The 14761-nt window shown below is 36.1% G+C and carries 15 protein-coding genes and 1 tRNA gene; 9 read left to right on the plus strand and 7 right to left on the minus strand.

Annotated elements, in window-relative coordinates:
• The first annotated feature begins 3 nt into the window (after positions 1-3).
• The 6 genes from WJN01_RS14565 to WJN01_RS14590 all read left to right on the plus strand — a co-directional run bounded on the left by WJN01_RS14565 (position 4) and on the right by WJN01_RS14590 (position 5152).
• Positions 4-402 carry a RidA family protein gene (locus tag WJN01_RS14565; protein ID WP_445197893.1) on the plus strand — a complete coding sequence of 133 codons (399 nt, stop codon included), beginning with the start codon at positions 4-6 and terminating at the stop codon, positions 400-402.
• On the plus strand, positions 399-1838 hold the full coding sequence (locus WJN01_RS14570) for an aldehyde dehydrogenase (protein WP_445197894.1): 1440 nt from the start codon (positions 399-401) through the stop codon (positions 1836-1838). Before WJN01_RS14565 ends, WJN01_RS14570 begins: the two co-directional genes overlap by 4 nt.
• A gap of 64 nt (positions 1839-1902) precedes the next feature.
• Positions 1903-2685 carry an SDR family oxidoreductase gene (locus WJN01_RS14575; RefSeq protein WP_445197895.1) on the plus strand — a complete coding sequence of 261 codons (783 nt, stop codon included), beginning with the start codon at positions 1903-1905 and terminating at the stop codon, positions 2683-2685.
• 117 nt (positions 2686-2802) lie between these two features.
• Positions 2803-3336, plus strand: a complete 534-nt coding sequence (locus tag WJN01_RS14580) for a 3-hydroxyanthranilate 3,4-dioxygenase (protein ID WP_445197896.1) — start codon at positions 2803-2805, stop codon at positions 3334-3336.
• An 86-nt stretch (positions 3337-3422) separates the two neighbouring features.
• Entirely contained in the window at positions 3423-4508 is a 1086-nt protein-coding gene (locus tag WJN01_RS14585; RefSeq protein WP_445197897.1) for an amidohydrolase family protein, read from the plus strand.
• Complete coding sequence (locus WJN01_RS14590; RefSeq protein ID WP_445197898.1) at positions 4508-5152, plus strand: O-methyltransferase; 645 nt, start codon at positions 4508-4510, stop codon at positions 5150-5152. Before WJN01_RS14585 ends, WJN01_RS14590 begins: the two co-directional genes overlap by 1 nt.
• 11 nt (positions 5153-5163) lie before the next feature.
• On the opposite strand, the gene WJN01_RS14595 is transcribed toward WJN01_RS14590, so the two are convergent.
• The 5 genes from WJN01_RS14595 to WJN01_RS14615 form a co-directional block, all read right to left on the minus strand.
• The gene (locus WJN01_RS14595) at positions 5164-7425 is read right to left on the minus strand and encodes an ATP-binding protein (RefSeq protein ID WP_445197899.1); all 2262 of its coding nucleotides are present in this window, start codon (positions 7423-7425) and stop codon (positions 5164-5166) included.
• A gap of 129 nt (positions 7426-7554) precedes the next feature.
• Positions 7555-7842 carry a Sec-independent protein translocase subunit TatA/TatB gene (locus tag WJN01_RS14600; protein ID WP_445197900.1) on the minus strand — a complete coding sequence of 96 codons (288 nt, stop codon included), beginning with the start codon at positions 7840-7842 and terminating at the stop codon, positions 7555-7557.
• Positions 7843-7920: 78 nt separating this feature from the next.
• Positions 7921-10227 (minus strand): M1 family metallopeptidase, encoded by a 2307-nt coding sequence (locus WJN01_RS14605; protein ID WP_445197901.1) that lies wholly within the window; start codon positions 10225-10227, stop codon positions 7921-7923.
• A gap of 111 nt (positions 10228-10338) precedes the next feature.
• On the minus strand, positions 10339-10842 hold the full coding sequence (locus tag WJN01_RS14610) for a DUF6702 family protein (protein WP_445197902.1): 504 nt from the start codon (positions 10840-10842) through the stop codon (positions 10339-10341).
• 292 nt (positions 10843-11134) lie between these two features.
• On the minus strand, positions 11135-11932 hold the full coding sequence (locus WJN01_RS14615) for a carboxypeptidase-like regulatory domain-containing protein (protein WP_445197903.1): 798 nt from the start codon (positions 11930-11932) through the stop codon (positions 11135-11137).
• Positions 11933-12047: 115 nt separating this feature from the next.
• Here WJN01_RS14615 and pepE point away from each other — a divergent pair, with 115 nt between their 5' ends.
• Positions 12048-12755 (plus strand): dipeptidase PepE, encoded by a 708-nt coding sequence (pepE, locus tag WJN01_RS14620; protein ID WP_445197904.1) that lies wholly within the window; start codon positions 12048-12050, stop codon positions 12753-12755.
• 27 nt (positions 12756-12782) lie between these two features.
• Here the strand turns inward: pepE and WJN01_RS14625 are convergent.
• Both WJN01_RS14625 and WJN01_RS14630 read right to left on the minus strand, forming a co-directional pair.
• Positions 12783-12858 (minus strand) — tRNA-Gly (locus WJN01_RS14625).
• A gap of 51 nt (positions 12859-12909) precedes the next feature.
• Positions 12910-13401, minus strand: a complete 492-nt coding sequence (locus tag WJN01_RS14630; protein ID WP_445197905.1) for a GNAT family N-acetyltransferase — start codon at positions 13399-13401, stop codon at positions 12910-12912.
• Between the two features lie 129 nt (positions 13402-13530).
• Between WJN01_RS14630 and WJN01_RS14635 the strand changes: the two genes are divergently transcribed.
• On the plus strand, positions 13531-13863 hold the full coding sequence (locus WJN01_RS14635; RefSeq protein ID WP_445197906.1) for a GNAT family N-acetyltransferase: 333 nt from the start codon (positions 13531-13533) through the stop codon (positions 13861-13863).
• 88 nt (positions 13864-13951) lie between these two features.
• Positions 13952-14719, plus strand: coding sequence for a M48 family metalloprotease (locus WJN01_RS14640; protein ID WP_445197907.1), 768 nt, complete (start codon positions 13952-13954; stop codon positions 14717-14719).
• The last annotated feature ends 42 nt before the right edge of the window (positions 14720-14761 follow it).

The raw sequence follows: 14761 nt of genomic DNA on the forward strand, positions 1-14761 counted from the left end.
CTTATGAGCAATATAGTAAAACCACGAGGCGCTTACCCACCTGTAAAAGTAGTGGGCGATTTTATTTTTGTATCTGGCACTAGTTCCAGACAACCAGACAATTCAATTGCTGGGGTAAAAATGATTGACGACATGGGCACAAAACATCTGGACATTGAAGTGCAAACCCGTGAAGTTTTGGAAAACATCAATGAAAACTTGCGAACCGTAGGAGCCAGTTTAAAAGATGCCGTAGATGTCACAACATTTTTGGTAAACATGAACGATTTTGCCGGTTACAATAAAGCTTATGCAGAGTTTTTTGATGCCGAAACAGGGCCAACACGTACAACAGTGGCTGTACATCAATTACCTCATCCTGATTTATTGGTCGAGATTAAGTTGGTTGCCCATAAGAAATGAATATCAAAAATTATATAAATGGAAGTTTTCATAATCCTCTAAACAATGAATGGATTAATAATTTTTGTCCAGCCAATGGAGAAGTTTACGGTAAAACACCAAATTCTTCCAAAGAAGATGTTGAAAACGCATACATTGCTGCAAAATCTGCATTTCCAATATGGTCGCAAACCACGTTGGACGAGCGTAGCAGGATTTTAATTAAAATATCAGAACTTCTGGAAGCAAATCTTGACCGTTTTGCTGAAGCTGAAAGTAAAGACAATGGCAAACCTGTAAGTTTAGCTAAATCAATCAATATTCCGAGGGCAGCGAGCAACTTTCGCTTTTTTGGAAATGCCATCACGCAATTTGCTAGCGAAAGTCATGAAAGCGTCGGTCAAAATGCCATCAATTATACCTTAAGGCAACCCATTGGGGTTGTGGGCTGTATTTCACCTTGGAATCTTCCTCTCTACTTATTTACTTGGAAAATAGCCCCCGCACTTGCAGCAGGTAATTGCGTAGTGGCAAAACCCAGCGAGATTACCCCTATGACAGCTTATTTATTGGGCGAAATTTGTAATGAAGCAGGCTTACCAAAGGGGGTTTTAAACATTGTTCACGGATGGGGCACAACAACCGGACAAGCTATTGTTGAACACCCTGACATAAAAGCCATTAGTTTTACGGGAGGAACGGTAACAGGAGCCCATATAGCAAGAACGGCTGCACCGATGTTTAAGAAATTGTCGTTGGAACTGGGCGGAAAAAACCCTAATATTATTTTTGCGAACTGCGATTATAAGGATATGCTGGAAACCACGGTGCGCTCCTCATTTTCAAACCAAGGGCAAATCTGTTTGTGCGGAAGCCGTATTTTTGTTGAATCGACTATTTACGATAAGTTTAAAGTTGATTTTGTTGAAAAAGTAAAACAACTAAAAGTTGGGCATCCGTCCGAACATTCCACTAATATAGGTGCATTGGTTTCAAAACCGCATCTAGAAAAAATCATGGGTTATGTTGAAATTGCAAAAAACGAAGGAAATAAAATACTGTGTGGTGGACAAAAAGTAACCGTAAAAGGTTTTGAAAATGGCTATTATTTTGAACCAACCGTGATTGAAGCAAAAACCAACGACTGTAAGCTAAACCAAGAAGAAATATTTGGCCCGATAGTTACCCTAATGTCTTTTGAAAGTGAAGATGAAGTCTTGCAGATGGCCAACGATGTAAAGTATGGTTTGTCGGCTACATTATGGACGAACGATTTAAAACGAACCATGCGAATGAGTAACCAATTACAAGCGGGAATCGTCTGGGTAAATACTTGGATGATGCGTGATTTACGCACCCCTTTTGGTGGCGTAAAAGCAAGTGGCGTCGGTCGAGAAGGTGGCTTTGAAGCCCTGCGTTTTTTTACCGAGGCTAAAAATGTTTGTATTAAATATTGACAACAAATTGTCAATAATTGAAAAAAATTAAAAAGATTCCTATTAAAGCAGGAATGACAGAAATATGGATTTAAAATTACAAAACAAAAACGCCCTAGTATGTGGCAGCACGCAAGGCATTGGAAAAGCAACCGCTATGGCATTAGCAACTGAAGGCGTCAACGTTACTTTGGTTGCCCGAAATAGAGAAAAATTAAAAGAAGTTTTAGCTGAATTGCCGCAACCAGACAATCATAGCTACATTGTTGCAGATTTTGCAAACCCAAGGGATTTACAGGAGCAAGTGATTAAGTTTATTGAGAAAAATCATGGTTTCCATATCCTCATTAATAATACAGGAGGCCCTAGAAGTGGTGAAATTTTGACGGCCAGTTTAGATGAATTCGACAATGCATTTACCATGCATTTAAAGTGCAACCATGTATTGGCACAATCCACAATTCCGTTTATGAAAGCTGAAGGTTTTGGGCGGATTGTTAATATCATTTCCACCTCCGTAAAAGAACCTATCCCAGGATTGGGTGTTAGCAATACCATTCGGGGCGCCGTGGGCAATTGGAGCAAAACATTGTCTGTAGAACTTGGAGCCTATGGCATTACAGTGAACAATGTACTTCCTGGTTTTACCGAAACGGAACGTTTATCTGAAATTATAAAAATCAAGGCATCCCATGAAGACAAAACGATAGAAGAAATGACCGAAATCATGAAAAGCTACGCTCCTGCCAAACGTTTTGCCAAGCCAGAAGAAACGGCAAACGTCATAACATTTTTGGCCAGTGAAGTCGCTAGTTATGTGAACGGAATTAACGTTCCCGTTGATGGTGGTCGCACAAAAAGTTTGTAACTTTATATCTTAAATGGCGTTAGGGATTGTAGTGGTTAGCTTTTGGCGAGGTAAGCATCGAGCCAAAACTAATAACGTAAAGCCCGACCCCTGTGGTAACGCACAAAAAAATAAACTATGAGCAAGTTAGTTTCTCCATTAAATTTTAAAGATTGGATTGAAGAAAACAGACACCTTTTGAAGCCACCTGTTGGAAATAAAGTGGTTTGGAAAGATGCCGATTTTATTGTTATGGTGGTTGGTGGGCCCAACAGCAGAAAGGATTATCATTACAATGAAACTCCCGAATTTTTCTATCAAATTGAAGGTGATATTGTTCTTAAAATAATTGATAAAGGCACGCCAAAAGACGTTCACATAAAGGAAGGCGATATTTATTTGTTGCCCCCAAAAGTGCCACATTCCCCTCAGCGTGGTGCCAATACCGTGGGGTTGGTTATTGAATATAAGCGCCCTAAAGGCATGCGCGACGCCCTGCTTTGGTTTTGTGAAAACTGCAACACAAAATTATACGGAGAGGATTTTACGTTGGACAATATTGAAACCGATATGCCCAAAATATTTGATAAATATTACGGTGACCAAGAAAAACGCACTTGCCCAAATTGTGGAGCGGTTATGCAACCACCGAAGAAAGTTAAAATTGATTAATCATTTAGATTCGTCATTACGAGGTTGTATGACGAGGTAATCTCTTTATAAATAGATTGCAAGGTAAATGCCTTGCAATAACGACCATGGAAAAACGAAAACTCAGAATAAACGGTCACTCTCACTTACTTCCCTACCCCGAGGAAATTCCCGAATATATGCGAGAAAAAGGCATCTTTTGGGTGGATAAAGACCGAAAGTTCATGCTTCAAAAAGACTGGAGCAGACCGGTTACAGATTCCAGTTTCTTTCTTCACGAAAAATTGGAATGGATGGACCGCTACAAAATTGACCATGCCGTTGTTTTGAATTTATCACAATTGTACGGAAATGGCTTACGTGTAGAAGAGATGAAAAAAGCCCTTCGTTTTCAAAATGATTTTAATGCGCGCATACAGCATGAGCACCCGAGTAAATTCACCTGTGGTTTTGTGGTACATCCGGGTTTTGTTAGAAGTGCTTGCTGGGAAATTGAACGTTGTGTAGAAACCCATGGCATGCAACTTTTATGTTTGCCAACGCACTATATGGACACCATTGGCACATGGCGTTGTATTTTTGATGAAGAAAATGAACCTATTTTTGAATTAGCCAGTAAGTACAATTTGGCTGTTGAAATTCACCCATATGATGGTGAAAAGTTCATAAAATTGGAAAACACCTCTTGGCGCTTCCACCTTATTTGGATGCTTGCCCAATGTGCTGATGCCTATCATTTTTTAACCTTAAATGGCTACCAAGAAAAATACCCAAATATGCGTACATGCTTTGCCCATGGCGGACAATTAGCGCAAATTAACTTGGGTAGGCGTATACAAGGCTTTGATGGAAGACCCGATTTGTTTGAGGGCAAACACCACCCAAGAAAAGCAGTAGGACACAAAAACATATTCTTCGATACATTGGTACACGACACTGGTTCATTAAAACTCCTCATCGAAAACCAAGGCGCAAAACAAGTCTTAATGGGACTGGATGATCCTTATCCACTTGGTGAAATGGAAAGCGCTAAACAATCATCTTACCCAGGAAAAATATTGGATTTGGCCTTGGAAAGAAAAATAATCAATCAAGATGATTATGATGCTATTTGGGAGGACAATGTAATACAATGGCTTTGTGGTGATGACCAAAAAGCCAAAGAAAAATTAATTAACAGAATATTGAGTTAATGCACTTTATACCCGAAGATTTAGATGAATATGTAATGACCCATTCTGAAGATGAGCCGGAATTGTTACAGCAATTAAGTAGAGAGACTTACCAAAAAATATTGCAACCACGCATGTTAAGCGGGCATTACCAAGGCCGATTGTTGAGTATGATTTCAAAATTGGTCAATCCAAAAAATATTTTGGAAATAGGTACCTATACAGGCTATTCAGCACTGTGTCTAGCTGAAGGCATGCAAAAAAATGGTGAATTGGACACTATTGACATCAACGAAGAACTCTTTGATTTTCAAAGAAAATATTTTGATAAATCTGAGTATGGACACCAAATCTTTCAGCATGTTGGTAACGCTTTGGAAATTATTCCCACACTCGATAAAGTGTACGATTTAGTTTTTATTGATGCCGATAAAGAAAACTATTCAAACTATTTTGAAGCCATTGTCAACAAATTAAATGCTGGCGGTATTATTTTATCGGATAATGTACTCTGGAGCGGAAAAGTTCTAGAAACTAAATTCAAGAAAGACGACACCTCAACACCTGCTCTTATTGAATACAACAAACTTTTAAAGGAAGACCATAGAGTTGAAACCGTTTTACTGCCCATTCGAGATGGTTTGACCATTAGCCGAAAACTTTAACTCAGAACCCTTTAAGACGCTTTAATAAGGTTTAATCTTCCTCCTTTATAGTTTTGGATATGGGTAGCTATCACTTGAAAAAACTCATAGTTGTCAAATGGTTTTATAACCACATCCGTGTAACCTACTCCTTTGTACATCAATTTAATCTCATCAATATCCGCTGCAGTTAAAGCGATAATTGGTATGGCAGCATTAAACTCCCTAATCGCTTGGGTAGCCTCATTTCCACTCATAACAGGCATATTGATGTCCATAAGCACTAGGTCGTAATTCTTACTACTAACTTCCTGCAGAGCCTCTTTACCATTTTGAACAATCGTGCATGAGTAGCCTTTTTTCTCCAATAAATTTTTGGTAACCACTTGGTTTATTTTATTGTCTTCTGCTATCAAGATTTCATATTTTTCCTTAGGTTCTTCCAAATTATTTCTTGAGTTTTCATAATTGGAAACCGTTTGGCTCGCTTGTTGGTCTATTTCAAAATCTACTTCAAAACTAAAGGTCGTTCCAACGCCTTCTGTGCTTTTCAGGTCTATTTTACTGTTGAAAAGCTCTACTAAATTTTTGGTAATTGAAAGCCCAAGTCCGGTGCCTTGGTAATTCACATTACTATCCTTTAGTTGTGAAAAATTATCGAAAATACTATCAAATTTCTCTTTTGGTATACCAATGCCATTATCTTCAACTTCAAATCTTAAACCTACATTTTTGGTATCTAAACTTAACAAGACTACCCTTAAATTAATGGTTCCGTTGGTTGTGAACTTAATGCTGTTCCCAATTAAATTGATTAAGACTTGGGATAGCCTAACATTATCACATATAATATGTTCAGGCACATGGTTATCAATTATTATTTTAATTTTATTGTTGGTTTCTACCAGTCTGTATTCGAATGAATTTGCAATATCTTCCAACAAACGCTCTAAATTAACCGATACATTTTGTAGTTCTACCTTATCGGACTCCATTTTACCAACTTGCAGAATATCATTTATTAAGTTTAAAAGATAATCACCAGAATATTTTAAAGATTTTAAGTACTTTCTATCCCTATTGTTTAAGTTACTGCTATCCAACAACAAAGAGGTTATACCCACAACACCGTAAAGCGGAGTCCTTAATTCGTGTGATACGTTGGAAATGAATTTTGTCTTAAGTTCCGATGATTTTAAGGCTTCATCTTTGGCCTTTTCCAATTCATTATTTCGTTCCTTAAGGGTTCTGCTCAGCCTTCTTTTTGAAACATAACCAATGTAGATCGTCACAACAGAAATCAACAAAAGAATAAGGGAAATTATTATAATACCGTTAATCTTTTTTATTCTATTAGCAATTTCAAGCTGCTCAAGTCTCTCTATATTGGCCAAAGAGGCATTGTTTTTATAATCCTCAATAAGTAGTTTTGATTTTGTGATTTCAGCCTGTTCCAACTTCTTTTCATCAATAAGTTGCTCCTTGTATTTATTGTGTTCCAACAAAGTAAGATAGGCCTCAGCACTTTTACCCGATTTTGCCAAAGAAATAGACAATTGCATATAAACTTTGGTCAAAAGGGATAAATCAACACCTTCCTTGTTTGTTTCCAGTAATGCAATGGCTTCTTTAAATTCATTATTTGCACTATTAAAAAGTTCTTTACGGGCATAGTATATACCATAAATGTACTTGAAACACCCTTCTATGTTTTTGTTAACAGGCTCTGTTTTTAAATATTCCTGAATCTTTAAAAGATTAATTAAGGCCTGTTCTAGATTATTTTTATCTATGTACAACTCGGCCAAATTAATTCGGATATCAAAAATCAAATTTTGGATTTGTTTGTTATCTGATCCTATTTGATATTCGTTTATCAAGGTATATTTTAAGGCTTCCTCAAAATATTCAATAGCCTTATTCTGCTCCTTCTTTTCCTTGTATATTTTACCTAAGCTGAAATATGAACCCGAAACCAAATCATTATCGTTTACAGCCTTCAAGGCTTCTAATGCCGACCAGTAACTCTCTTCCGCAGATTTATAATTTTCCATCAAACTATAAATATTGCCCAAATTATAGTTGGCAATAGCATAGCCATAATGGTCTTGAATGGAATCTGATAAGGCCCTAGCTTTTATAAATTCCTTAAAGGACTTTACAATTTCTTTATTGTTGTAAAAACTTAATGCTGAAGAATTGATGTCATCAATTTTCTTGATGGTTTCTCTGTCCTTTTTTCCAAAAGCCAACATGGAAATACAAAGAAAACAGATTAGTAGGTTCGCTTTCATTTTAAGTTAAATTAATAGATTCGGGACTCCGAAGGTATTTTTTAAAGTAAAATGAAATTTAAAATTTCGTTAAAATGTCGTAAGAATTGGATTAATAGATGAAATGCACATCGACGAAATGATTAACGGCTAAAACTTCCGTTTAACTGAACCCGTAAAATCTTCTAGATCATCCTTTACTTTATCCAGTTCTTTTTTTACATCTTGAGTGATGCTTGTATCAATGCCATTCTTTTCGGCAGTTTTGGTGATTTCGTGCTTAATATCGTTGGTAGCATCTTTAAGGGTACGCATGCCTTTTCCTAGCCCACGAGCAATTTCGGGCAATTTATCTGCACCAAAAACCATGATGACAATAAATAATATGAAAGCTATCTCTGCACCACTAATGAATAAAAATGTAGCTAGTTGTATCACGGTACAAATATAATGAGTTGTTCGGTCACAATAAAAAAAAGCCGATTTTAAAAATCGACTTTAACAATGCTTTAGTTTTTAACCTTTAATTTTCTCTTTAAATTGGTCAAAATCACTTTGCTGAATTTTTTGAGGCCATGAGTTGTTTGAAGTGTCAATATCGGCTGTTTCTTCGTTTGGATCTACAGTTATACTAACAATTTCCTTATCTGAAGCTATGGCTTTACTCACCTCATTATCATTGAACCTCCATATTTGTGCTGGATAAGTCACTTGATTTGAAGTCCCATCTGCATAGGTATATTCCACAATTATCGGCATAACCAAACCACCTGGTTTTTCAAAGGTTACATTGTAAAAATACTTTGGTTCCTTGATGGATTTTTGTTCTTCTGGTGTAAAATTGTCCATAATGTACTCTTGAAGCGGTTTGGAGTTTTCTAAAAGAGACTTGGTTTTCATCTTTTCCTTAAAGTCTTCACTTCCTTCTTCAACCAAGTAAACCAAAGGCTTTAACTGATTTCTTTTTACACCGCGCTCTTCCATATATTTTCTCATATAGGCATTTGGTTCATCAGACACGAAATATTTTTTAACTTCCTTAACGCCAATATCAACCCAATCTGTGGTATAGAACCAACCTCTCCAGTACCAATCCAAATCAAATGCTGAAGCATCTTCCATGGTTCTAAAAAAGTCTTCTGGAGTTGGGTGTTTAAACATCCATCTATTTGCATATTCCTTAAAGGCATAATCAAACAACTCTCTCCCCATTACTGTTTCTCTCAAAATGTTTAGAGCGGTGGCTGGTTTACCATAGGCGTTGTTACCAAATTGGTAGGTATTGAGTCCTTTGGTCATTATTGGAGCGATAAAATTTTGGTCACCACCCATATAAGGTATAATCATTTTCGCTGGTCCGCGATCAGAAGGAAAATGCTTATCTTGTGGCGATAAAGCCGATGGATATTTTTCCCCAAAATCCTGTTCTGCTACATACTGAACAAACGTATTTAAACCTTCGTCCATCCATGTCCACTGACGCTCATCACTATTCACAATCATTGGAAAGAAGTTATGCCCCACTTCGTGGGTAATAACCCCCATCATACCGTATTTTACACGGTCGCTATATGTACCATCTTCATCTGGGCGACCATAATTCCAGCAAATCATAGGATATTCCATACCCTGCTGCTTTGCGTGAACCGATATGGCTTTATGATACGGATAATCAAAAGTCATTCTTGAATAAGATTCTAGAGTACTGGCTACTACTCGAGTTGACCATTCCTCCCAAAGTGGATTTCCTTCTTTAGGATACATCGAAACAGCCATAACATCTTTACCACCAATTTTCACGGCCATCATATCCAAAATAAATTTTCTAGATGTTGCAAAACCAAAATCGCGAACATTTTCGGCCTTAAGTTTCCAAGTTTTTGTTTCTTCAGAAAAACCTTTTTCTGCAGACTCGGCCTCAGTTTGATTAACGATTAAAACGGGCTTATCATAAGTTCTTTTGGCTGTTTCATAACGCTCCAACATCATTTTGGAATAAACTTCTTTTCTGTTGGTCAAAATCCCTGTTCCATCTAAAACATGGTCTGCCGGCACTGTGATATTAACCTCATAATTACCAAATGGGAGTGCAAACTCATCACGTCCCCAAAACTGAGAATTTTGCCATCCTTCAACATCACTGTAAACAGCCATTCTGGGAAAAAATTGGGCTATAACGTAAGCTTTGTTGCCATCTTTTGGGAAATACTCGTAACCAGAACGACCATCTTCAACAACATGGTCATTAATGTTATACCACCATTTTACTGAGAAAGAAAATTTATCGCCATGTTTCATGGGTTTTGGTAACTCAACACGCATCATGGTTCTATTAATAGTATGAGGAAGTGGTTTTCCATTGATATCTTTCACTTCCAAAATGTTAAAACCGCGCTCCAAAGGCTCACTCATAAATTCTTTGGTAAATGCATTTGGAAACATTACGGGTGCCACACCACTAGATTCAATTAACGGAGATTTGGAATCTTTAGCCCTTTTGTTTTGCTCAAGTTGCACCCAAAGATATTTTAACTCATCAGGAGAGTTATTGGTGTACGTAATGGTTTCACTACCTGAAATTCTGGAAATTTTGTCATCTAAAACAATATCCATTTTATAATCGGCCTGCTGTTGGTAATAAGCTGGTCCAGGTGCACCAGATGCCGACCTAAACATGTTTGGGGTTGAAAACTCATCATACAACTGCCTAAACTTGTTAGTGTTGGTATGCCCTTTTTGGGGGGTGTTTGCTTCTTGTTCTTGAGCAATCATTGCAGATGACATAAGTATAAGTGAGAGGCAGATATAAGTGATTTTTTTCATTACTTATTTTTAAATTTTGTTTAAAAAAATATGGTTTTTGAGAACTTTCATTAGAAAATTATCACAAAAAGAAGTCGAAATTAATAAATTGTACAGATAAAAAACTTTGTTTTAATTAAACTTTAACACTGCTGTGTCCTTTTGCGGAATAAGTAAAACACTTTTTTGGTAGGAGTTTATTTTTGTCTTTATAATATTTTGTTGCTCTTGAATTAAATCAAACAAAACTTTATTAGTAATTTCCATTGAATCAATATGCTCTACCCCTTCAATTTCAAGATAGCATTTAATAATGTCAAAATCATATTCTTTACCTACGTAAGCAAAATCAACTTTTTCCTCATTTATTTTGAATGCCATTTTATCCCGTAGGTAACGTTCAATGTATGTATCTAAATCTTTTGTTTCGGTTTCGCCTCCAAAGGTAAAGGTCTCATTGTAACGCGTGCGTAATGCACTTTCAAAATCATTAAGGAATATTCTTGAAATAATTTGAACGGACTCTTTCTCCTCAACATATTCTACTTGGGTTACGCTAATATAATAGTCGTGAAATGTAGAAAACGACAAAAATGATAGAGCAAAAACTAAAACTAAAGGTTTTAAAAATTTCATTTATTAAAATTTAGGCTAATGTACTCTTTTCAAAAAGCATTCCAAAAGAAAATACCTTTCAACCGAATTTAAATTTTCTTTATACTATCCATATTTAATTCTTAGAAAAAGAAAACTCTAAAATGAGTCTTGTCTTTGTAGTATTTTATAAAATTTTGGTCGTCTGCACAGAACTAAGACACAAAATAATTACGTTCACACAAAGCCATTTTAAAAGCGGAAAGAACGCGTTTCAATTCTTAAAGAAAGTGTAAATGGCTTGCAATATTTTGTTAAAGATGCTTTTAAGCTATTATTTAGAACCTAAAAATGCTTTACTTTTTTTGGTTAGAAGATCAAGAAACTCCATTTCCTTTCCATAATTCAGCAATGAAAAATCGAAGTCATTAGCTTGTACATATTGAATAAAATCTTCGACACGATGTTCTGGTATATTAAAATTATCCATCAAAAATTCCGAACCAAAATAATATTTTATTGATTCTATCGGAACATCAGGAACAGTAGATTTCTTATTGTTTGGCACTTTAGACCTGAACAACGGCAACAACAACTGGTCCACTACATTCACTACATTTAATCCGTTAACCACCGCAATACCTTCACTGTTCATGGCTTCGTTTTTAACACCTGTTTTGTAATCCTTTTCAAAATCATACTCCCTACTATTTTTCACCCCAAAGTAAAGGGCATCCAACTTAGGCTTAAATGGTTTGGCCGCTTCTGCATCCACATTTAGGTTACCGGTTAACTCATTGGTAATTATGATGATTTCGTCCAATTTATTGATTTCCTCAATCAAAAAGAGCTTCATATTTTTTGACTGTATGATGTCCTCGTTAATTTTGAAACTGATGTTTTGGTATTGTAAAGCGCTGACTTCAATAACATCGTTTAAGGCAACTTGCATGGTGAACTCACCATTGTCGTCAGTTACTGTGCCTGTGTTGGATGATGCATTAAAAATGGTAATGCCTGCCAAATCATTGTCCTCAACTATTATCTTTCCAAAAACCGTAACTCTGTTAATGTTTTGGGAGACCGTAGATACTGAAACTAAAAATGCAAATAAGAGAATTATTTTTTTCAAAGCTTATTTTTTCTTTCTTGAAAATACCACTTTATTTTCAGTTTTTAAAGAATTGGACACTAAAATATTTCGGAAAACATATTTTTAATTAGCTTTACACGTAAACCTCTTTTTAATGAAAAACATTATAATTGCTAGTACCTCAACCATTCATGGTAGTGGGTATTTAGAGTATATTTTAGATGACCTCAAGGTGCTTTTTAAAAACGCCAACACAATTGTTTTTATACCCTATGCAAGGCCCAGTGGAATTTCACATGATGACTACACCGAAAAAGCCAAAATGGCCTTTTCAAAAATTGATATAGCTATAAAAGGAATTCACAAATTTGAAAATCCCATTGAAGCCATAAACAATGCTGAAGGCATTTTTGTTGGTGGCGGCAACACTTTTGTGTTAACTTACCAGCTTTATAAAAACAACTTGATAAACTCCCTAAAAGAAGCTGTAAGCATCGGAACACCATATCTGGGAACGAGCGCCGGAAGCAATATTTGCGGCTTAACCATAAAAACCACTAATGATATGCCCATTGTTTATCCACCAAATTTTAATGCTTTAGGGCTCGTACCATTTAACATTAACCCACATTACTTAGACCCTGACCCATCTAGAAAACATATGGGCGAAACCAGAGAAACTAGAATAAAAGAGTTTCATGCCTATAATACCCCGCCAGTTGTTGGATTGAGAGAAGGCAGTTGGCTACATGTATCTGGAAAATCAATTACCTTGAAAGGTAAATTATCTGCTAGAATTTTCGAGTACAACAAAGTACCTTATGAGTTAGCAACGGGAACATCACTAAACCAATTAAAATAAGAAACCCATCAAAATTTGATGGGTTTCTGGAGCGGGAGACCGGGTTCGAACCGGCGACATTCAGCTTGGAAGGCTGACGCTCTACCAACTGAGCTACTCCCGCCTTTCTATGCTGCAAATATATACAAACTGTTCTTTCTTTTAAAAGAAAAAATTACAACTTTTTTAAAAAATGATAGCCCAATATTTTAAAGGCTTCGTTAAAATAAAACTTATGTGATTTATAGTTACTCACGTAGGTATTTAGTTCAACAGCCTCACAACCCTTAGTTTTGGCGTATTTATAAATCCAATCAAAAAAAGCCTTACCCAGGCCTTGACCTCTATAATTTTCGTCAATAACAACATGATCAACTTCCAAACTTTTTCCAGAATAATGTCTTGTGCAAAACCATAAACCCGAAACACCAATTAATTTCTCTTTATCAAAGATAACAGCACATTCATAATTTTCACTTAACACCATTTCTGAAAACCGCTGTTCCAAAATATCAAAAGGTATTTTGTAATCGTTTAATTTTTCAACCAACGGAATGACCAAATTAATGTTTTCTTTTTCTATTATTTTAAATTCAATGGGCATAAAAAAGTTTTGTTCTAAGGTAAGTATTTCCATAAAATATTCTTTATGTTTGATATACATCATTCTAAAATTTAGGTCATCGCCATTAACTATAATATTAGACTTATTAGTCCTGAAAAGACACATGAAGTCAGGCATCCCGTTCTACGGACAGGAAAACCCAAACATACTTGTGTTTTTGAAGGGGATGATTTGGACACCACTTTTCATTTGGGCATTTTCAGTAAAGAAAAATTATTGGGAGTCTGTTCATTTTTTAAAGCGAATAATGCTAATATTCCTGAAAGTTCGCAATACCAACTTAGGGGCATGGCTGTTTTAAATGAGTTTCAAGGAAAAGGTTTGGGGCATCACATCTTGAATTTTGGTGAACAAATTATAAAAAAGAAAAACACCAAAATTGTTTGGTGCAATGCGCGTGAAGTAGCCGTAAACTTTTATAGGAAAAATGGTTATCGAATTACAGGAGAACCATTTATAATTGAAACCATTGGTCTTCATTTTGTCATGTATAAGATGCTTTAATTTTTTCTAATGTGACATCTTAAATAGATTAGTGTCATTAATTTGTAAGTTATATTTTTGTAATTTTAGTACAAGAAACTCAAATAAAATGAGAGGAAGAAATCTAAAATACAGGCTACTTATTGGGGTTGCTATTGCATTGTTTTTCGTAATCAAGAGATGCAGCCAACAAGAAGTTAATCCATATACCGGCAGGACCCAAACCATTTCCATGTCACCAGAAAACGAAATTGCCATTGGTTTGCAAAGTGCGCCACAGATGGCACAACAATATGGCGGCTTACATCCCAACAATCAATATCAGGCTTTAGTTGACAATGTTGGCAACAAATTGGTAAACAGCAGTATAGCACGAGAAACGCCTTATAAATATGAGTTCCATTTACTAAACGATCAGAATACTATAAATGCCTTTGCCCTTCCTGGTGGGCAAATATTTATAACTTATGCACTTTTTTCAAAATTGGAAAACGAAGACCAGCTAGCTGGTGTTTTGGGTCATGAAATAGGTCATGTTTTGGGTCGACATAGTGCCGAACGCATTGCCGAAAGCGAATATTGGCAGGGGTTGACAACAGCAGGTGCAGTGGGTGCAGATATGGGTGGCCTTATAAGTGGTATTGGCCAAAACACGTTATTGACCAACGGAAGGGGTGATGAACTTGAAAGTGACGACCTAGGTGTAAAATTTATGATAAAAGCGGGCTATAACCCTCGAGAGATGATTGGTGTTATGGAAATTTTAAAAGCGGCGGCTGGCCCAAACCGAGTTCCAGAATTTCAGAGCACACATCCAGATCCGGACAATAGAATAGAAAAAATAGAAGAAGCCATAGAAAAATACAGAAACCAATAAAAAAAAGCCCTGAAGTTCAGGGCTTTTTAGAGTGACTAACTC

The sequence above is a fragment of the Tamlana sedimenti genome, from assembly GCF_038148895.1.
Taxonomy (GTDB): Bacteria; Bacteroidota; Bacteroidia; order Flavobacteriales; family Flavobacteriaceae; genus Tamlana.